We start from the raw sequence: 19,958 nt of genomic DNA, 5'->3' as shown, positions 1-19,958 counted from the left end.
GGTCCACTTCGTTAGGAGTCCGGATGAAAACCCTGGAAGAACAATTCGAAACCCTGCTCGCCGAGCGGGTCCGGCCGGGCGTCGTCGTGGTTACGTTGAACCGGCCCGACCGCTACAACGCGATGACCAACACCATGTTCGTCGAACTCGAGCGTCTCGCCTGGGGGCTGGAGACCGAGGATGACTGCCGCGTTGTCATTCTGACGGGCTCGGGTAAGGCGTTCTGTTCCGGATACGACCTGGCCGACGCCGACGCACTGCCGAGTCTGGGCGCGCTGGGCATGCTGGATCAGCAGGAGCGCGCCGCGCGGGCGCTGAGCGCGATTCGCGGACTGCGAGTACCGGTCATCGCCGCGGTGAACGGCCCGGCCGCGGGCGGTGGCCTGGCCTTGGCGCTGGCTGCCGACATCCGCTTGGCGGGTCCCGCGGCCAAGTTCAACGCCGCCTTCGTGCGAATCGGCCTGTCCGCGGGCGATCTGGGAACTTCGTGGCTGCTGACCCGCCTGATCGGACCGGCGAAGACGAGTGAGATCTGCTTCACGGGAAGGATCGTCGACGCGGCCGAGGCAGCGGACCTGGGCATCGTCAACGCGGCCGGAGATGGTGATGTCGTGTCCGACGCGCTCGCACTCGCGGAAAAGATCGTCGCGAATTCGCCTGGCGGCGTGCAATTGTCGAAGCGGGCTCTGCAAGCGAACCTCGAGGTCGGCTCCTACGCCGCGGCCCTCGAGCTCGAGAACCGGGGACAAGCCCTGCTGACCCGTAGCCCGGACATGGCGGAGGCGCTCAGCGCGTTCAAGGAGAAGCGCCCGCCCGTATTCCAGGGCAAATAGTGCAGCAGGACACCAACGACGTGAGGCCGAGACATGATTGATTTTCCCGTGCTGGAGACACTGGCCTTCGAGGAGGTGGAGCCGAATATCGGTGTCCTGTGCATCAACCGGCCCGACCGGCTGAACTCGCAGACCGTCATGATGTTCCACGAGTACCTGGCCGCGGGCCGGGCGTTGCGGGACAGTGGGTTGCGTGCGCTCATCGTCACAGGGGCGGGTGAGCGGGCCTTCTGCGCCGGATTCGACCTCGACGAGATCCACGTGATCACCGAGATGGGCGTCCGGGAATTCCTCAAGTTCCAGGAGACCGCGACCGGCGGTATCCAGTCGATCCGGCACCTGCCGTTTCCGGTGATCGCCGCCATCCACGGCGCGGCGACCGGCGGCGGCATGGCGCTGGCGCTGGCGGCCGATATCCGCCTTGCCGCACCGACTCTCAAGATGAGCGCCGCGTTCGTCAAAGTGGGCCTGTCGATCGGCGAACTCGGTACGTCGTTCAATCTCGCGCGTCTGGTCGGCCCGGCGCGCGCTGCGGAGATCGGTTACACCGCACGCATTGTCGAGGCGGAGGAAGCGCAGCGCATCGGGCTGGTCAACCGTGTGGTTCCATCGGAGCAACTGCTGGACGAGGCGCTCGCCATGGCGCGGCAGATCGCCCAGAACTCGCCCGGCGGCGTCCGGATGTCCAAGCGCGCCATCCAGCGCAACACCGAAATCGGTTCCTACGAGGCGGCTCTCGAACTCGAGAACCGTGGTCAGGCGCTACTCACCCGGACCGATGACATGCCCGAAGCGCTGGCTGCCTTCAAGGAGAAGCGCACACCACAGTTCACCGGCCGGTGAGTCGAGATGAGCTGGGACTGGACCGCTGAAACTCGAAAAGCTCTGCAGGATTTTCTTATCGGTCACGACATCATGTCGGGACCGATCACGACCAAGGCCATCGGAGACGGGCATTCCAACCTGACCTTCCTCGTCACCGACGGCGACACCAGCGTTGTCGTGCGTCGCCCGCCACCGCCGCCGATTCCGCCGGGCGCCAACGACATGCTCAGGGAAGCGAAACTGCTGACGGCATTGCACTCCACCGCGGTGCCGGTGCCGGAGGTGCTCGCCGTCGCCCAAGAGGGCGAGGTACTGGACGTGCCGTTCTACGTCATGAGCTTCGCGCCGGGCCCGGTGGTGACTGTGCGAACCCCCGCGCCACTGGACACACCCGACCAGCGGCGATCGATCGGCTACAGCATGATCGACACGCTCGCGGATCTGCACGAAGTCGATTGGCGCGCAGTGGGGCTCGAACGGCTCGGCCGGCCCGAGGGCTTCAATGCCCGGCACCTGCAGCGGATGCGCCGCCTCGTCGTGGACGAGGAGGGCAATCCGCCGGCCGATTTCGCCGATGTCGACGCGTGGTTGGCGGCGAATACGCCGCCGGAATCGGGTGCGGCGCTGATTCATTGCGATTTCCGGATCGGCAATGTCGTCCTCGCGCCGGATACCCCGGGCCGGCTACAGGCAGTGCTCGATTGGGAACTAGCGACGATCGGCGATCCGCTGCTCGATGTCGGTTACCTGCTGGCGACGGTGCCCGAACCGGGACGGCCGATGAATCCGACCGCCGAACTCGGCGCCGCGATGCTCGAGGACGGTTATCCGTCGAAAGACGAACTTGTGCAACGGTATAGCGATCGGACCGGGCGCAATCTGGACAACCTCGCCTGGTACACCACACTCGCGCTGTGGAAACTGGCCGTTCTGTACGAATACAGCCGACGCCGCGTACTCGACGGGATCGGCGATCCCTACTACTCCGACCCCGCACTGGTGCAGAGCTTTCTCGGTGATGCACGTCGCGCGGCCGGACTGGCGACCGCCGCCGCCAACGTTCAGTAGTCGCGCGATTCGACGCATCGCGCCTGGCTCACAAGGAGTTTCGATGACAAGCACATCCGGCGGCACCTTTCACGATCCGCTGGTCGGACCGGAGATCTCCGACCTGCCGAGCGGCTTTTTCGATCGCCTGATGTTCAACGTGCATCCGGTGGACGAGCTCGCGCCCTCGGTGATCATGGGCTTCGGCATCTACCCGGCCAAGGACACCGCGGACGGGTTCGTGGTCGTGAGCGGCGAGAGCGAGCAGCGCAATCTGCGCTTCTCCACGTTGCTGAGCGCGACGAACCGGGACGGTGCGGGTCCGTTCCGGTTCGAGGTGATCGAGCCGAACCAGGTCTGGCGGCTTCGCCTGGGCCCCAACGAGATCGATACCGAATTCGATCTGACGTGGCGCGCGCGCACGCCGGCGTGGTTCGGGGAGGTGGCGGTGACGAACACCTCCGCCGAACGCACCTCGTTCGACCACCTGTTCCAGTCCGGCCGGTACGAGGGTGCATTGCGCGTAGGCGACCGGCGATACGACGTGGGCGGCTGGTACGGGCAGCGGGACCGCTCCCGAGGTGTGCGCACGATGTCGGGCGGCCAAGGATTGCACATCTGGTATCAGGCGCAGTTCCCGGAATTCTCGATCGGCTTCTTGCTCGTGGAAACCCGCTCGCGGGAAAGGCTTCTGCTGGAAGGGGCCGTGATGCACGAGAGCGGTGTGCTGGATCCGATCACCGATGTCCGGCACGCTCTGGTGTTCACCCCCGGCCTGGATCTGATCGAGGGGGACGTCGCGGTCGAGACGGCCGCGGGAGAGCGGTATGTCGTGCATGCCGATGGCCGTGCGGGCGGAGGCTTCATGGCGGGCGCCGGATACGGTGGGCACCACGGTGTTTCGGCCGGGGTCGATCACATCGAATCGGATCGCTATCCGCTGGACGGCTCGGTGTCGCCGCGCTCGCTCGACTCGGCGCTGACCGATCGGTTGTGCGCATTCACGCTCGGCGACGTCCGCGGTTCCGGCATCTTCGAATTCGCGTTGACCCGCAGCAGCAAGTACCAGTATCGCCCGTCGCTCTGATCGAGGTGGTTCCCGGCCACGACGGGGAACCGGACACACCGGCCGAGCCGCAACGAGAAACGAGAGAGGGTGCGCATCTTGTGGATGCGCACCCTCTCTCGTTCTGTGAACCTATGGGTTCACACGCTTCGCTGAGCCTTGCTGGACTCCGAGGCGGCCTTGCTCGTTTCCTTGATCTGTCGCCAATCGGCGTCGGTCAGGCTGGTCAGACCCGCGAAGGTGCCGGGGCCGGCCAGCATCTGCCCGCCGTCCATGGCGATGGTCTGCCCGGTGAGGTAATCGCACGCGTCCGAGAACAGGAACATCGTCAGGTTGGCCAGTTCCTCGACAGTTCCGGTGCGTCCCGCCGGGATTTGATCGGCCTGAGTGGCGCCGACCGACGACTTGTCGGTCGGATTGAGCATCTCCCAGGCGTAGTCGGTCGGGATGGGCCCGGGGGCGAGGGCGTTGAGCCGAATCCCGTACTTGGCCCACTCCACGGCCAGTGACATGGTCATCGAATGCACCGCGGCCTTGGCCATGGCGGACGGGACGACGAAGGCGGACCCCGTCCACACCCACGTGGTCAGTGTCGACAGGACGGAGCCGGGAAGCCCCTCGGCGATCCACCGTTTGCCCGCGGCATGGGTGGTGTGGAAGGAGCCGTTCATCACGGTGCTCGTGATCGCCTGAAAAGCGCGGGGGCTCAAGTCCTTCGTCTGTGCGATGAAGTTGGCGGCCGCGTTGTTCAGCACACCCGTCAGCGCGCCGTGCTCGGACCAGATCCGGCCCATCGTCGCATCGACGTTCTCGTAGTCCCGCACGTCGACAGTGTGGTAGTGCACCGATCCGGGGCGGGAGGCAGATGCCTCGGCTGCCGCCTCGGCGAGGACCGCCTCACGCCGTCCCCACAGATGAACCTCGGCCCCATGCTCGACGAGATGCCGCGCCACGCCGCGGCCTAGTCCGGTTCCACCGCCGGTGATCAGAATTCTCTTCCCGGACAACAGCGTCGGCGAGAAAAGCGTGTCGGTCATCATGTACCTCGTAACTCGATGGATGTGCTGGCGATCCGCTCACAAACCGATGTGTTTGGCGATGATCTCGCGCTGAATTTCGTTGGTGCCGCCGTAGATCGGCGGCGCCAGGGCACGACGCACCTGCCCCTCCATACCGTATTCGCGGGCATAGCCGTAGCCGCCCATCATCTGCATCGCTTCCAGGGTGGCGTGTTTGGCGACCTCGGTGCACCGCATCTTCGCCATCGCGCTTTCCCGGGCGAGATCGTCCTCCATACCCGCGTCGATCTTGGTTGCCACGTCGTAGACGAACGTGCGCGCCAGTTCGATATCGGTGGCGAGGTCCGCGAGGCGATGGCGAAGAGCCTGGAAGCTGGACAGGGGGCGGCCGAACTGCTCGCGCTCCCTGGCGTACGCGACCGCGTCGTCCAAGGCGCGGCGTGCACCGCCGATGCTCATCGCGGCGATGATCAGACGCTCGATGGACAGTCCGCGCATGAGCTGTTTCCACGCGTTGCGCGGCTCGCCGACCACTGCCGACACCGGGACCGCGACGTCGGTGAAGAACACGTCGTTGCAGGTGTGCGCTTCCATCGTCTGGATGGCGCGGATGGTGAGTCCGGGTGCGTCGGTCGGCACCATGAGCAGGGTCATGCCCTGATGTTTGGTGCCGGAACCGTCCTCGCGGGCCAGGACCAGGATGTGTTCCGACACATGCGCCGCCGAGATCCAGGTCTTCTGGCCGTTGATCAAGTAGCGGTCCCCGTCGAGGCGGGCGCTGACCCGCAGCCCGGCGAGATCGGATCCCGCGCCGGGCTCGCTGAGCGCGATGGCCTCGAGACGTCCGGCGGTGAGATTGCCGACGATCGTCTTCTTCTGCTCGTCGGTGCCCCAGCGCATATAGGTCTGCGCCGCGGTGAGACCGGTGGAGTAGCCCGTGATCGGCGCCAGGCCGCGAGCCGACTCCTCGAGGAAGATGCACTCGTCGACGAATCCTGCGCCACCGCCGCCGAATTGCGCGGGGAGCGAAACCCCCAGCCATCCGTTGCGGGCCATATCGGCCAGCACCTGGGGGCTGTTGGACAGGGTTCCGCCCTCGGTGACCGCATCACGTTGCGCGACTGTCGCGAGCCGGCTGCGGCAGTACCCGGAGACTGCCGCAGCGAACTCACGCTGTTCTGTGGAGAACTGCAACGTCACTTGCCCCGGTAGGGAGAGAAGTCGGGCTTGCGCTTCTCGTTGAAGGCGGTGATACCTTCCTGCGCCTCCGGAGTCTCACCGAACATCGCCAGCGTGGAGTAGGCCATGGTGCCGATGCTCACGAAGTGCTCGGTGTCGGTGTTCATCGACTGCTTGAGCACCTTGAGCGCGGTGGGGGAGAAGTCCAGCATCTGATCGGCCCACGCACGGACCTCGGCCTTGAGGTCGGCAGCCGGAACGACCTTGTTGACCAGGCCCCACTCCAGGGCCTCCTGCGCCGACAGGCGGCGCAGCATGAACCAGATCTCGCGGGCCCGCTTCTCCCCGACGACGCGAGCAAGATAGCCGGAGCCGAGACCGGCGTCGAAGGAACCGACGCGCGGGCCGTTCTGTCCGAACTGCGCGGTGTCCGCGGCGATCGTCAGGTCGCACAGCACGTGCAGCACGTGGCCGCCGCCGATCGCGAGGCCGTTGACCGCCGCGACGACGGGCTTGGGGGCGTCACGGATGACGCGGTGCAGGGCCTCGACCTCGAACAGCCCGCTCGCCGACGGCCCGTAGTCGCCGGTCTCCATCCGCTGCTTCTGGTCGCCGCCCGCGCAGAACGCCTTGTCGCCGGCGCCGGTCAGGGCAATGACACCGACGTCACTGCTCGCCCAGGCGCGCTTGAAGGCCATGACCAGTTCGTCGACCGTCTGCGCACGGAAAGCGTTGTAGCGTTCCGGGCGGTTGATGGTGATCCAAGCCAGTCCGTTGTCCACCTCGTAGGTGATGTCGGTGAATTCGGTCATCAGACTCCGCTGTCCTTTCGTTGGGTGAGCAAGGGTCAGGTTTCTGGTCTGACCATTTGCATAACAGTAACGTTAGTCGAGTCTCGTGCGCAAGGGTGGGCGGGGGTGGTCGAGGGTTCGTCGGGTGGTCGCCGAGTCGGCGTCGCGCGGCTCGACGTGGTGTGGCATGATCGAATATCTAGTCTGATCATTATAATCATTTGCGATTTGGTGTTGTAGATGTGTTGAGCTACAGCGGATTACGCGCAGCGCGGGCCTGGGGAGGGGGAGTTGGACTGCGGAAGTTCCCGGGAATGCGCTTTCGCCGGGCCGCTTTGCGGTATTCGGGTGGTGAAGCTCGGGGGTGATCGGGTGAGCTGACCTCGACGATGGAATCAGACGTCCGGTGAACCATGAATGCGCGACCGAGATCGGCCGCGTGTACGTGTGAGGCACTCGGCCGACCCGATTGCTCCCGCACGGTGGAGTGGAAGGAACGACGTCTAAGGTATTTGGCCATTCCATTGAACGGTTGATCTTTTATGGCTACTGTGTTCGAAGTGACATCAACTTCCGCTGCTGCTATGGATCCACCGGAGGACGCGCCGGGGTCGCTGTCGTGGCGGCTGCGGCTGGAGACTACGCTGGTTGATCGGCATATCGGCAGTAAGGTGCTGTCCGGCCTGGTGAATGCCTTGTCCGAGGGACTCGATGCGACCGTCTGCCTGCTCGGTTCGACGGGTGCTCTGGTCAAGAAGTGCGGCCCATGCGAGGTGTCCGCGCCCATTCCGAGCCTCGAGCGGCTGCGGAAGGGGGCCGGTGTAGTCGGAGGTGGCGCACCCGTGGTCACCTCCCGTGTGGCGGGCGCCCCCGCCGGCGGCGAGTACGCGGTCGGGGCGGTCGTCGACGGCAACGAACTGTTCGGCTGGGTCGTGACTCCGATCTCAGGCAGCCTGGACCCGGCCGATATTCGCTGGGCGCTCGAGCGAGCGGTGGTGCACTTGCGAATGGAGTTCGTCGCGCAGCGGCGTCTGGCGCGAGTGGCCGGCAATGCTCGCGCCAACCTGGTCCGGCACATGGTGCGATCCACGACCTACGACGCCGAACTGCGCACGTGTGCCGAGTATTTGGGGGTCGACCTGGAGGCGGATCGAGTCATCGTCTTCGTTCTCGAACGGGGTCGACCGTCGGACTCCGCGGTCGACGTCCGTCGGCTCGGCGCTCACGTTTCGGAAGCGTTGAACGTGGACGTCATCGGAGTCCGCGGTTCCGAGGGCGTCATCCTGACCGTCGCGATGCCTGGCGGCGCGGATGCTGCGACCTTCGTCGGCCGTTGTAAGGATGCGGTCACGCGCGGGCTGGCCCGGGTGGGTGACGAATTCTCCGTCAGCGGCATCTCATCGGTTGCGCGGCCGGGACAACTGCGTCGCGCATACCGAGAGGCGGTCGAATCCGCTCGATGTCTCGATCGGTACCCGTCGGCGTCGGCTCGGGCGATCACTTGTCACGAACTGGGTCCGGCTCGCCTGCTGGTAGCCAACAGCGACGAGCGCTCGGTCCGGAGCTTCGTCAATGACGTGGTGGGGGTGCTGGTGTCGGGCGGTGCGGCCAACACGGAACTCTTGCGTACGCTTCAGGCTTATTTCGACTCCGGGCGCAGTGTACGGGAGACCGCTGTGCGGCTGGGCATTCACGAGAATACCGTCCGGCACAGACTCGGTCGTGTGCACGACCTGACGGGCTTGGACGTCGCCGGAGATTCGAACGACCAGCTCACTGTCCAGACGGCATTGTTGATCCTGCGCTTGCAAGGGCATCACGCGATTCCGGGATTCGACAGCGATGTTATCGCGCCCATACGATCTGGGACCCCGGCCCGGACCGCATCGACTTGCCGCGGAGGTGGTCGGCAGGGAGTCGTTGTCGACTTCTCCAATCGACGCGCAGACGGCGGAATTGATTCTCTTGACGTGCTCCGTGGTGATGGAATTTAATTGCGGACGGCACCCGAATTCAGCAGCGTGATTCGCCGCAGCTGATATCCGCGCCTCACGGGGAGTAGTACCAGCTCGTTCAAGAGGAGTAGTCGCATGATTGTCGATTCCGATTCTGAATTCCACACCAGGGATCCAGAGGATCGAACATGGACCGAGACCATGTTCTTGCCGTTCTATGTTCCAGAAGAGGGAATATTCGGGAACGTCTATGTTCTCGCACGGCCGAATCTGGGTGTTGCGACATCCTCGGTGCTGGTGGGGCAGGGCTTCTGCGCCCAGCCCTACGAGATCGACTTCACCGACCCGCAGGTTCATCTTCCCTGCCCAGAGTCGTTTTCGAAATTCACTCTCGAAAACGGGCTCTCGGTTCAGGCGCCGACTCCCAAAGAGTACGACGTCAGCTACGAGAATGCGCTCGGCGCGTGCTCGTTCGAATTGTCTTTCCGTGCTGTGCACGAGCCGTTCGATCCGGGTGATCCGAAACAGAACCCGAGGTTGGCGGCGGATCGCGGCAGCGCTGATGTCCGGCATGGCGATGCGTGGGAAAACGGGCATTTCGAGGTCAAGGGCCATATCGTCGGCGAACTGGAATTGCGCGGAAAGAAGTACCGCATCGACTGCTTCGACGGAATGGATCACAGCTGGGGGCCACGGACCGAGACCGGCACCCGCTCGGTCGCGTGGGTCTCGGTGAACTTCGGACCGAAGCTGTCCGCCCACCTTGCCGTGCTGATCGATCTGCGCGACGGTCGGGTGGTCTATGAACGGCTTCGCTTCGGGTTCATCGTCGAGGACGGGGTCGTTCACCCGGTGGAAGACGCGTCCATCAGCGCGGAACACAATCAGATGCTCGCGATGAGCAATCGCATCCGGATTCGTGACGTTCGCGGGAAGGAGTTCGAATTCTTCGGGACCGCGATCTCGAGCCACCCGTGGTACACCTTCAACCCGTGTCATGTCAGCTATCAGGGGATTTTCCGCTACCAGTGGGGCGATCAGGTCGGATACGGCGAGATGGCGGACATCTACGGCGTGGACTATCTGGCCCAGCGGACCTCTCGTCACGGGCGCGCGCAGCGGAGCCGTTCGTGACCGCGAACGATCTGACCTGGTGCGCCGATTTCGATCAGCGCGACAACCCGTCCCGTGAGTTCATCGCGGCGATCCGTGAACAGCATCCGACCGAGCCCGAGGTCGACGCGATGTTGACCCGCAAGATGCAGCGCCGCGGTAATCCTTCGTACAGTCGACCGGAACTCGGCGATCTGGCGAAGATTCTGGAGCCCTTTCTGGAAAACGAGCTGGGCACGTCCAGGTTCGCGATCAGTGATCTGCACTGGTTCACCGGGGGCGTTTCGAAGATTCAGATCGGATTCACGCTCGAACGGCAGGACGGTATTGCCGGGGACAGCCGCGAGCGCCTCGTCCTGCGCATGGACCCTAGTGAGGGATCCAATGCCACCAGTCGAGCTCGTGAATTCGAGCTGCTCACTCTGATGCAGGGCATCGTTCCGGTTCCTGAGATCCGATTTCTCGACGCCGACGGCGAATGGTTTCCCGAACCGGCCCTCATCTGTGAGTTCGTTGAGGGTGTCACGAAGCCCCGGAGCACTCGCACCGGGCAGATCAGCGGTTTGGGCACCGATTTCGGTCCGGAGTATCGCGAGAAGCTCGCGCCGCAGTATCTCGACCATCTCGCTCGGATTCACAACACAGATGTTTCGGGCCGGTCGTTCGAGCATCTTCAGGTGCCACGATCTGGCTCGACCGAGGCGGCCGAGTGGGCCGTGCATCACGCACTGCGATGCTGGGAAGAGGATCGTGGTGAAGATTTTCCGCTCATGGAAGTCGCGGCGAATTGGTTGATGAACAATATGCCGCAGCTCGATCTGCCGAGCGTGGTTCACGGTGACTTCCGCAGTGGAAACTTCCTGTTCGACGAGGAATCGGGTCGAATCCGGGCGTGGCTGGACTGGGAACGCGGTCTGATCGGAGACCGTCACCGGGACCTCGCCTGGATCACGCTGCCGGCCATGGGGCACTACGGCTCGGATGGCCGATATCTGGTGTGCGGTCTGATACCTCTGGACGAGTTCTACGCGCGATATTCGGATGCTTCGGGTCTGACGGTCGATCCGGAGCGGATGCGCTTCTATCAGGTTCTGAACTGCTTCACCATCATCGTGTCGATGATGGCCTCGACCTACCGCATCGCACGGCTCGGCAAGTCGCACCAGGACATTCTGCTGACCCGCGTCGAATCCCTGGTTCCGGTGATCTCGCGACAGCTCGTCTCGCTCCTGAGAGGAGAGAACCCATGATGGACCACAGCGAGAACACACTGCGTGCGGCCATCAAGGCGCTACGGGAAACGGTTGTTCCGGCCGTGGATCCGAACGACCCGCAAGCCGTCGAGCAGCTCGGGCTGACAATCGAGTTCTTGGAGCATTTGCGGGCGCGGATCTACGACATCCATGGTCGTGAACGCGCCGAGCTGGGAAATCAGTTGGCGCTGGCCCGCAGGCTGATCGACGATGCCGGAATAGTCCCGGACGATGTGCGCGTTCACCTCGAGAGGTCGTGGTCGGAAGCGAGCAAGGTGCACGCCGACGCCGCCGCGCACACCGAGGACCTGCGCGGTGCGATACGGCGGCTGGGCGCGGCAGCGCGTGGGGTGATCAGAACAGTGCGCAATGGGCCCGAAGAAGTCCGCGACCGGGTCGGCGCGCATGTCATGTCGGGGATCGAATCCTCGATCGAGGCCGACAGTATGTGGTACTCGACATTCCGACAGAACAAGGACGCGGCTGCGGCGGGGACGCCGTAGCCGAGTGGACCTCTGCGTTTCGACTGTCCGGGAAGTAGAGGACGTGGTCGGCTGGACAGCGTCGTCCGGCCGACCACAATCCGGTCCGGTGTCGGAGGCGGGGATATGCACACCGATCAGAACGAAGTGTCATGTGACGATTCGTTAGGTGTGGCGTTTCATGATTCTGTCCCAATGACGTTCGGTCGGTCGCCGGTCCTGAGTCCCACAACCGTCGGCTCGTCGAGCAGTGGGTATCCCGTGCCCGCGTACTCCGCCTGGTTGCCGGGGTACGCGGGCACCGCAGCGGTCCCGCCGTGTCATCGAGCGAGGGTTGCGGACGGCTTGCGGGTGCTACCTGGCGGGATGATCGAACATGGCCACCAGGCGGCCGTGGTAGTCGCCGCGCTTCATCCGGTCGTATCCCTCGCCGATCTGCTCGAAGGACAGTGTCTCCACGCGCGAGGAGATGGTGCCGTTCTCGATGAATCGCAGCACCGAGGCCAGGTCGTCCGTGCTGCCGGTGACCGAGCCGTGCAACTGCACCTCGCCCAGGACGAGATCCTGGACGTGGAAGGTGACTGTGGGCTTCGCGAGTCCGACCTGTACGACTCGGCCGCCCTTGCGGACCGTGGCGATCGCGCCGGAGGTGGTGGTGTCGAAACCGGCGAAGTCGATGATGACGTCGAGTTTCGCGTCGGCGAGATCGCGGATGTCGGTGACGACTTTCAGCGCCCCGTCCGCGGTGGCGCTCGCCCGGGCCTGTTCGCTGACGTCGGCGACGAAAACCTCTGCGCCGGAAGCCTTTGCCATCAGCGCGCCGAGCGAGCCGAGTCCGCCGTAGCCGACGATTCCGACGCGTGTGCCCGCGGTGACCTCGCCGATTCCGAACACCGCATGGTGGGCCGTGCGACCGGCATCGGTGGCGGGCGCGGCCTGTTCCCAGGACACGCCGTCGGGGATGTGCACGGCTTCCCAGTCCCGGACCAGAACCTTGGTGGCGAAGCCTCCGTCGATCGCGGTGCCCGGCCCGTCGGTGTCGGCATTGATCGCGACCCGGTCGCCGACATGGAAGTTCGCCACCCCTTCTCCGACCTCCGAGACCACCCCGGCGAATTCGTGACCGAGGATGATCGGGGCCGGTCCGAGCAGAGAGGTGAGCGTCCCGTCGAGATAACTGAGGTCGCTGTGGCACAGGCCGGCGGCAACCGTTTCGATGATCAGTTCACCCTTTCCCGGCGAGGGGTCCTCGATGGAGTTGTTCAGCCGAAGCGGGGAATTTACGCTGGTGAATTGCCAGCCGCGCATGTTGTTGTCCTTTCCTCTATTTCGAATGCGGGTCGCCATGGGTGAGAACCCGGGAAATTCCGGCGGCAGCCGTGTGCATGGCGGGTTCGTGGGCCAGAGGGCATTCGGTGCCGCGCCTGTATACGACGCTCAGCGCGGCCACCACTTCGTTGTCGGCTCCGGTGACCGGTACGGCCATTCCCGTCCAGTCCCTGGTTCCGATCCCGGGCGCGTAGACCATTCGCCGCCGCCGGATATCGGCAAGAACCTGGCGCAGTTGTCCGGGATCGGTGACGGTGTCCTCGCCGAGTTTCTGCAGCGGCCCCGCGATCACCTGCTCCTGATAGTCCCGTGGCGAGAACGCCAGGAGTACCAGGCCGGAGGACGAGGTGTGCAACGGATGCCGCTCGGCCATGCGGCCGGCCGCCAGGGTGGTCGCCGCCGGTGCCAGGCGCTCGAGGAACAGTGCGGAGCCGTGGTCGAGCACGGAGATGGTGACGATCTCGTGGATCGCGGTCCGCAGGTCGATCATGAACGGCAGCGCGGCATCTCGAATGTCCAGACCACGATTACCCTGGCCGGCCAACTCCCACAGGTGCAGGCCGATCCGGATATCCTTCGTCCCGTTCCGTTCGAGCAGCCCGTACCGGACCAGTTCGGTGACGAGACGATGGGCGGTGGGCAACGGCAGCCCGGCCCGGTTGGCCAGTGTGCTCAGTGAAATCGACTCGGTGTCGCGGTCGAACGCCTCCAGTACCCGCGCCACGCGGCTGATCAGCGACTCGCCATCGGCCTTGCGCATATGGCTCACCTCCGGGCTTCTCGGCAACGCTGCCGATCGCGGGAACCGTAAATCGCAGGATCCTCGGTGCCTATCAGCCGCCATGCCGAAGCGCGCGCAAGCATGAATGGTTTGCCCATTGTGCCGACTGATCACCCTCTGTTCAGCAGAGATCTGGTTTGCGGACCGGTGCTCGCTCCAGGTCCGCAGTTCAGTCTAACTCATTGGTTGAACCATTGGATAGTGACCTTCCCGACTCCGCGCCCGGAGTGCGCAGGGAGATCCGAAGCTCGAGCCGCGATGCGACTCGGTTGGCAGTGAATTCTTCTACTCACCGAAATACCACTATGTGTCGCCGATCACGGTTGGCCACAGTGGCTTTCAGCCGCGACGAAGCGGCGATATCGGGTGAAAGGACCGACGATGTCGACAACCGCGCAATTGCCGCCGTACTCCCATGAGCTCGACTGGCCCGAGGGGCTCGAGCCGTACCGCATCATCGACCACACGGGCACACAGGGCGAGCCCTATGCGCACTACGCGTGGATGCGGGAGAACGCGCCGGTGCTGCGGGTCCAGCATGACGACGGTGACGTGTGGATGGTCGCCCGGCACGATGACGTGCGCTGGGCATTGCGCAAGCCCAAGATCTTCCGTTCTCAGGTCAACGACGTGCAGGAGCTGGCGTTCCTGACGCTGATCGACGCCCCGGATCATTCGCGCCTGCGCAAGGTGGTTGCCGCGGCGTTCACGCCCAAGGCGATCGGTTTGGTGGAGGACCGGGTGCGTGAAGTCGCGAGCGCCAAGCTGGACGAGATGATCGCCAGGGGGGAAGGAGAGGTGCTCGAGCACTACGCCAGGCCGTTGACGATGGCGACCATCAGCAGCATTCTCGACGTGCCGATCGACGACCTGCAACAGGTCGCATTCCTGTCGGAGCAGATGTTCATCTTCTTCGCGCGCGTGGCTCGCAGCGCGCCCGGCACGGCCGATGACGAGCGGTACACTCGCGAGTTCTTCGAGTACCTGCACGGGAACCTGCTCCGGCTCTACGAAGCCGAGAGCGAATCCGTCGGCGGGAGTATCGCCCGGTCTTGGCTCGACGACGGGCTGATCTCCGAGAAGGAGGCCGTCGAGCTGTGCGGGTTCGTGTTCGTATCCGGCTTCGAAACCACGATGCGGCTGATCGGCGGCGGTTTTCGTGAGTTGAGCTACAACCCGTCATTGCTGGCCAGGCTGCGGGAAACCCCTGGCGACGCTGAGCGTTTCGTCGAGGAGCTGGTGCGGATGCGTGGCCCGGTGCACCGTGCGGTGCGGCGAACCAGCGAGGACGTGGAGGTTCGCGGTGTGACGATCCCGGCGGGGGCGATCGTCCGGCTGCTGATCGCCTCGGCCAACCGCGACGAGAGTATATGGCCGCATGCCGATCGGTTCGATATCGACCGGGACGCCGAGGGGCATTTCGGATTCGGCCACGGAATCCACAGCTGCCTCGGGGCTCCGCTGGCGCGGCTGGAGACCCGGGTGACCGCCGAGTTGCTCGGGCAGAAGGTCGCCGCGGTGTCCTTCGACCACGAAAGGGACCTGGTCTTCCTCAAAGGCAACAGCATGACCACCGGGCCGGAGTCGTTGCGGGTGGATCTGGTGCCGGTGGTTGGGAGGTGACCGCTGCGGCCGAGGGATCGATCGCGACTGTACGAGCTATGAGGAGGATTCGATGACCGACAACCGGACGATCGCCGCGATCGGCCTGATCGCCGTCGACCGCGACGGGGTGTCCCACGAGTTGGGATGGGATCCGGACCAATCGCTGATGGAAGCGTTGCGGGACAACGGCCTTCCGGTGCTCGCCTCTTGTGGTGGTACCGCCTCCTGCGCGACCTGTCATGTGTACCTGGACGCGGAGATCCGCACGCGGCTGGGCGCGCGCAGTGACGACGAGACGGAGCTGCTGGAGGAGACCGAGCACTTCGACGAGGCAACGTCGCGGTTGTCGTGCCAGATCGCGCAGGACGCCGCACTCGACGGCATCACCGTGCGCCTGGCACCGGAAGAGGACTAGTTCCATGCTGGAAACCGTTGCGGGCCAGCATCTTTTTCGATGGTGGCCCGCAATGGTCAGGGTAGGTTCAGCGTGCGACGAGCCCGCCGTCCACCGGCAGTGCGACGCCGGTGACGAACGAGGCGTCGTCGGATGCCAGCCACAACGCGGCGTGGGCGATTTCCTCGGGCTGACCGGGGCGGCCCATCGGGATCGCGGCAACGAACCGCTTCTCGGTCTCCTCGCGGCTGAAGGGCGAGTCGGACATGAAGTCGTTGTAGAGCATCGGGGTGGCGACCATGCCGGGACAGACCGCGTTGATGCGGATGCCCTCGGTCGCGTACCGGACCGCCAGACCCTTGGTCAGCCCGATCAAGCCGGCCTTGAGGGAGGAATACAACGGGCTGGAGGCCGATCCGACCAGCCCCGAGGAGGACGAGGTGAAGACGATGGATCCGCTTGCCTGCTTACGCATTTCGGCCACTGCGAGGCTGGCCAGCAGCGTCGCCTGGGTGACGTTCAGCTGGGCTGCGCGGTCGTAACGCTCGAGGTCGAGACTCTCGAAGTCCGAGGGGGCCGGCATGCCGGCGTGGCTCCACAGCACGTCGATGCCGCCCAGCGAGTCCGTCGCCTCGGCGAAACAGCGGGCAACCGCGTCATTGTCGCTGAGATCGGCCACGAAGCCCTCGGCCTTGCCGCCGTTGGCGTTGATCGCGTCCACGACGGACTTCAGGGCTTCGGCGTCGCGGTCGACAGCCGCGACCCGGGCGCCTTCGCGGGTGAACAGTTCCGCCCCGGCGCGTCCCATACCGGACGCCGCTGCGGTGATGATCGCCCGCTTGTTCTCCAGTCTCATCTCGACTGCTCCTGTTCCGGCCTGACGGCCACGTGATGTCATGCGTAGCAACGGATTTCCTGAATAATGCTCAAGACGTTGCTCGGCATCATGATACTCTAATGGTAAAACCATTTAAATAGCACAGACACGGTTTCAGAGTGAGGAGTCAACGATGACCGTTACCATCGACCAGGAACAGGCCGCGATCGCGGCCGCGCCGAAGCAGATGCTGATCGGCGGGAAGTGGTGCGCGGCGTCGGACGGCGCGACCTTCGACGTCTACGACCCGTCAACCGGGAAGGTGCTCTGCGCGGTCGCGGACGGCACCCCGCAGGACGGTATGCGCGCCCTCGACGTCGCCGTCGAGACCCAGGCCTCCTGGGCCCGTGTCCCCGCGCGGGAGCGCTCGGAGATGCTGCGCCGAACCTTCGAATTGATGCACGAGCGCGCCGACGAGCTCGCATTGGTCATGACGTTGGAGGCCGGGAAGCCGATCGACGAGGCCAAGGCCGAGATCGCCCTCGCGGCCGATTTCGTGCGGCACTTTGCCGAGGAGGCGGTGCGGATCCGCGGCAACTATCAGGAGAATCCGTCCGGGGCCGGGCGGATCATCGTCACCAAGCAACCGGTCGGCCCGGCGATCCTGATCGCGCCGTGGAACTTTCCGCTCTCGATGGGCGCGCGCAAGATTGCTCCGGCGCTCGCGGCCGGCTGCACCTGTGTGGTCAAGCCCGCGCCGGAGACGCCGCTGACGATGCTGCTGCTGGCGGGGATCTTCGCCGAGGCCGGTGTTCCCGACGGGGTGGTGAACATCGTGACAACCACCTCGGCCGCAGAGGTCATCGAGACGCTGATCGCGTCGGGCAAGGCTCGCAAGCTCTCCTTCACCGGCTCGACCCAGGTCGGGGTGCACCTGCTGGAGCGCGCTGCGAAACGGGTGTTGAAGGTGTCCATGGAACTGGGCGGCAACGCGCCGTTCATCGTCTTCGACGACGCGGACATCGACAATGCGCTGGACGGCCTGATGATGACCAAGATGCGCAACGGCGGTGAGACGTGCACCGCCGCCAACCGCGTTTACGTGCAACGGTCCATCATGGATGTCTTCGCGGACAAGCTCGCCGACCGGATGACGGAATTCGTGGTGGGCCGCGGGGTGGACGAAGGAATCACGTTGGGCCCGTTGATCAATGAGAAACAGCGCGTCACCGTGGAGACTCTGGTCGCCGATGCGCTGGAGGCCGGGGCCGAGCTGGTCATGGGCGGTACCCGGCCCGATCTGCCCGGGTATTTCTATCAGCCGACCGTACTCAAGGGTGTGCCCCGCAGCGCACGGGTGAATCGGGAGGAGATCTTCGGACCGGTGGCGCCGCTCATCGCGTTCGATACCGAAGAAGAGGTGATCGAGGCCGCGAACGACACCGATTACGGCCTGGTTGCCTACATCTTCACGGAGAACTACCGGCGCGCCCTGCGTGTCGGCGAGGCCATGGAGACCGGAATGGTAGGCGTGAACCAGGGATCGGTGTCCAATGTGTCCGCGCCGTTCGGTGGGGCGAAGATGTCCGGACTCGGCCGGGAAGGCGGCCCCGAAGGGATCGAGGAGTTCCTGGAAACCAAGTTCATGGCCGTGCGGCTCTGATACGGATGAGTACCCTGGCCCCCTCGACAGGGCCAGGGCACTTCGGGTACCTGATCAACAGTGCGGGATCAGCGTGATTCGTCGGCTGCGGCGCGTTCGCTCTCGGCTTTGACCAATGTTCTTTCCAGCCTGCGCAGGTGGCGAGTGATCTCCTCGATCGCCTTGTCGGCGTCCCCCGCGCGCAGCCGGTTGAGGATTCGCCGGCGTATCTTGCCTATGTCCTTGTTCGGTTGCGGGCCAACGCGATTCAGCCGTAGATGCACGATCTGCGCCAGCGAGTCGGTCAAGATCACCAAGACCTCGTTGTGGGTTGCCTTGGCCAGGATCCGGTAGAACTCGGTGATCTGCGCGGTGCGCACCAGTCCCGCCTCGGAGTTCTTCGTCTGCTCCTCGGTGAACGCGACGTCGTCCTCGAGCAGTTGGAAGTCCGCCTCGGTGGCGCGCTCGCAAACCAGCCTAATGACGTTGGAAGTCAGCAGGATTCGAGCTTCGAGCAGATCCTGGGAGGACAGTGCGCCCAGTGCGGCCAGATCTCCCAGCGCCCGCGACACCACGCGTGGATCGCCGTTGCGGATGAAGGCGCCGCCCGTGACGCCGGGGCGGGATTCGACGAGTCCTGTCGTCTCTAGGCCGCGAATCGCTTCTCGCACACCGTGCCTGCTGACCCCGAATATCTCGGCCATATCGCGTTCGGCGGGTAAACGGTCGCCCGGGCGCAGTCGCCCGTCCGCCACGGCATCGCGGATCTGGTCGTAGATGAATTCGAAGCCGCGGCGGGTGCGCACCTTGGTGAACAGCGCGGAGCTGTCGCCGTTCGCACCCCCGGCCCACGGGTTCATCGCTGCCGTCCCCCGTGAGGGGCTGGATTCGGTCATGTCTCGGCCTCCCCACTTCCCAATTTTAATGTTTCTACCATTTGGTTCCGATAGTCTATCCCACTGCGGGGGTGTCGGCCGGGTGCCGACCACGCCGGGTTCATCACGACGCCTTCGGGGACACCCACAGGCCCTCGGCTCGGGCGCAGACGGTGTCGCCGCACCGTAATTCGCCCTTCGCGAAGGTCTTCCGCCCGTCGACCGCGGTCGTCCATGCTTCGACGGTGAGTTCCTCACCCAGTGGGGTAGGGCCTTCGTACGTGATGCTCAGGGTCCGGGTGAAGCCGGCGTTGTCGAGCCGCCGCCGGACCGCGCTCCACAGCACCTGGTCCAGCAGCACGCCGACGTAGCCGCCGTGCAGCCGTCCGCGCGGGCCCTGGTACTGCAGCGGCAGCGGACCCGTGGTCGCTATGACGCGGTCACCGTCGAACTTCTCGGTGAGCAGTGGCGCGATGGCGTTGCGGTGGCTGGTGACCGGATTCGTATTGACCACGACATGACCCTTGCGGCTGAACCATGGCGGGTCGTTCGGCTCCTGTGGTTCGAGCGTCGCAGGATCGTCCAGCGCGGCCTGCAGCCGCGCCGTCTCTGCCGCGAGAAATGCGCGCAGTTCCGCGCCGGTGTGTTCCAGCAGGCCAGCGGCCATCCGGCGGCAGGTGTCGGCCGCATACTCGGCCAATATGCTGTCGCCCTCGGTCTCGGGTGCTGCGGTTGTCTCGGTGATCGCGTCCATGTCAGGCTCCTACCGTAGTGGCCGGGTGCTGTCCGGTCATTCGATGCGCCGGTGCCGCGGGGCCTGCTTCCCCTCGTCGGCCTGGATCGTCTGTTCGCTCCGGCCCGCCGGGACTGCCACCGGCAATCGAAACGGGTATTCGTCGAGCCATGGGCGGGGCCTTTCCGTGGGGTGCGCCGGACGGCCGAATGATGGTCA

19 protein-coding genes are annotated in these 19,958 nt (G+C 64.9%); 11 read left to right on the top strand and 8 right to left on the bottom strand.

The features are described 5' to 3' along the window. Positions 1–23 precede the first annotated feature (23 nt). From NM2_RS00285 to NM2_RS00270, 4 genes are read left to right on the top strand one after another with little or no spacing between them, the layout of a single operon-like run. Entirely contained in the window at positions 24–833 is an 810-nt protein-coding gene (locus tag NM2_RS00285) for an enoyl-CoA hydratase/isomerase family protein (protein WP_067662135.1), read from the top strand. 33 nt (positions 834–866) lie between these two features. Beyond that, positions 867–1,676 carry an enoyl-CoA hydratase/isomerase family protein gene (locus tag NM2_RS00280; protein WP_067662133.1) on the top strand — a complete coding sequence of 270 codons (810 nt, stop codon included), beginning with the start codon at positions 867–869 and terminating at the stop codon, positions 1,674–1,676. 6 nt (positions 1,677–1,682) lie between these two features. Continuing rightward, a complete protein-coding gene (locus NM2_RS00275) occupies positions 1,683–2,726 on the top strand; it encodes a phosphotransferase family protein (RefSeq protein ID WP_067662130.1) in 1,044 nt (347 codons plus the stop codon). A gap of 43 nt (positions 2,727–2,769) precedes the next feature. Further along, the gene (locus tag NM2_RS00270) at positions 2,770–3,792 is read left to right on the top strand and encodes an Rv3169 family protein (protein WP_067662128.1); all 1,023 of its coding nucleotides are present in this window, start codon (positions 2,770–2,772) and stop codon (positions 3,790–3,792) included. Between the two features lie 119 nt (positions 3,793–3,911). On the opposite strand, the gene NM2_RS00265 is transcribed toward NM2_RS00270, so the two are convergent. The 3 genes from NM2_RS00265 to NM2_RS00255 are packed head-to-tail and all read right to left on the bottom strand — an operon-like array spanning position 3,912 to position 6,781. Next, entirely contained in the window at positions 3,912–4,811 is a 900-nt protein-coding gene (locus NM2_RS00265; RefSeq protein ID WP_067662123.1) for an SDR family oxidoreductase, read from the bottom strand. A gap of 36 nt (positions 4,812–4,847) precedes the next feature. After that, complete coding sequence (locus NM2_RS00260; protein WP_067663181.1) at positions 4,848–5,984, bottom strand: acyl-CoA dehydrogenase family protein; 1,137 nt, start codon at positions 5,982–5,984, stop codon at positions 4,848–4,850. 2 nt (positions 5,985–5,986) lie between these two features. After that, positions 5,987–6,781 (bottom strand): enoyl-CoA hydratase-related protein, encoded by a 795-nt coding sequence (locus NM2_RS00255; protein ID WP_067662117.1) that lies wholly within the window; start codon positions 6,779–6,781, stop codon positions 5,987–5,989. A 563-nt stretch (positions 6,782–7,344) separates the two neighbouring features. Between NM2_RS00255 and NM2_RS00250 the strand changes: the two genes are divergently transcribed. The 4 genes from NM2_RS00250 (at position 7,345) to NM2_RS00235 (ending at position 11,584) form a co-directional block, all read left to right on the top strand. Continuing rightward, the gene (locus NM2_RS00250; protein WP_067662115.1) at positions 7,345–8,754 is read left to right on the top strand and encodes a PucR family transcriptional regulator; all 1,410 of its coding nucleotides are present in this window, start codon (positions 7,345–7,347) and stop codon (positions 8,752–8,754) included. A 96-nt stretch (positions 8,755–8,850) separates the two neighbouring features. Beyond that, positions 8,851–9,849 (top strand): DUF7064 domain-containing protein, encoded by a 999-nt coding sequence (locus NM2_RS00245; protein WP_067662113.1) that lies wholly within the window; start codon positions 8,851–8,853, stop codon positions 9,847–9,849. Continuing rightward, entirely contained in the window at positions 9,846–11,078 is a 1,233-nt protein-coding gene (locus NM2_RS00240; RefSeq protein WP_067662111.1) for a phosphotransferase family protein, read from the top strand. The genes NM2_RS00245 and NM2_RS00240 overlap by 4 nt, the downstream gene beginning before the upstream one ends. Further along, complete coding sequence (locus NM2_RS00235; protein WP_157120815.1) at positions 11,075–11,584, top strand: hypothetical protein; 510 nt, start codon at positions 11,075–11,077, stop codon at positions 11,582–11,584. Before NM2_RS00240 ends, NM2_RS00235 begins: the two co-directional genes overlap by 4 nt. Before the next feature lie 333 nt (positions 11,585–11,917). On the opposite strand, the gene NM2_RS00230 is transcribed toward NM2_RS00235, so the two are convergent. Together NM2_RS00230 and NM2_RS00225 are read right to left on the bottom strand one after the other, a co-directional pair. Continuing rightward, positions 11,918–12,871 (bottom strand): alcohol dehydrogenase catalytic domain-containing protein, encoded by a 954-nt coding sequence (locus NM2_RS00230; protein WP_067662106.1) that lies wholly within the window; start codon positions 12,869–12,871, stop codon positions 11,918–11,920. Positions 12,872–12,887: 16 nt separating this feature from the next. After that, positions 12,888–13,652, bottom strand: coding sequence for an IclR family transcriptional regulator (locus tag NM2_RS00225; protein ID WP_067662103.1), 765 nt, complete (start codon positions 13,650–13,652; stop codon positions 12,888–12,890). A 402-nt stretch (positions 13,653–14,054) separates the two neighbouring features. Here NM2_RS00225 and NM2_RS00220 point away from each other — a divergent pair, with 402 nt between their 5' ends. Beyond that, positions 14,055–15,296: a cytochrome P450 gene (locus NM2_RS00220; protein WP_067662101.1), complete on the top strand. Its 1,242-nt coding sequence runs from the start codon at positions 14,055–14,057 to the stop codon at positions 15,294–15,296. Positions 15,297–15,348: 52 nt separating this feature from the next. Next, positions 15,349–15,693 (top strand): 2Fe-2S iron-sulfur cluster-binding protein, encoded by a 345-nt coding sequence (locus NM2_RS00215; protein WP_067662099.1) that lies wholly within the window; start codon positions 15,349–15,351, stop codon positions 15,691–15,693. A 67-nt stretch (positions 15,694–15,760) separates the two neighbouring features. Here the strand turns inward: NM2_RS00215 and NM2_RS00210 are convergent, their stop codons facing one another. Then, a complete protein-coding gene (locus NM2_RS00210) occupies positions 15,761–16,528 on the bottom strand; it encodes an SDR family NAD(P)-dependent oxidoreductase (RefSeq protein ID WP_067662097.1) in 768 nt (255 codons plus the stop codon). Positions 16,529–16,682: 154 nt separating this feature from the next. On the opposite strand from NM2_RS00210, the gene NM2_RS00205 reads away from it, so the two are divergent. Next, entirely contained in the window at positions 16,683–18,152 is a 1,470-nt protein-coding gene (locus NM2_RS00205) for an NAD-dependent succinate-semialdehyde dehydrogenase (protein WP_067662094.1), read from the top strand. A gap of 68 nt (positions 18,153–18,220) precedes the next feature. On the opposite strand, the gene NM2_RS00200 is transcribed toward NM2_RS00205, so the two are convergent. Further along, a complete protein-coding gene (locus NM2_RS00200) occupies positions 18,221–19,027 on the bottom strand; it encodes a FadR/GntR family transcriptional regulator (RefSeq protein ID WP_084530329.1) in 807 nt (268 codons plus the stop codon). Between the two features lie 103 nt (positions 19,028–19,130). After that, on the bottom strand, positions 19,131–19,760 hold the full coding sequence (locus tag NM2_RS00195; protein ID WP_067662088.1) for a PaaI family thioesterase: 630 nt from the start codon (positions 19,758–19,760) through the stop codon (positions 19,131–19,133). Positions 19,761–19,958 lie beyond the last annotated feature (198 nt).

The sequence above is a fragment of the Nocardia miyunensis NBRC 108239 genome (genome assembly GCF_001613065.1).
GTDB lineage: Bacteria > Actinomycetota > Actinomycetes > Mycobacteriales > Mycobacteriaceae > Nocardia > Nocardia miyunensis.
The sequence above is the reverse complement of the archived record's forward strand: the minus strand, read 5'-3'. Positions and strand labels throughout refer to the sequence as shown.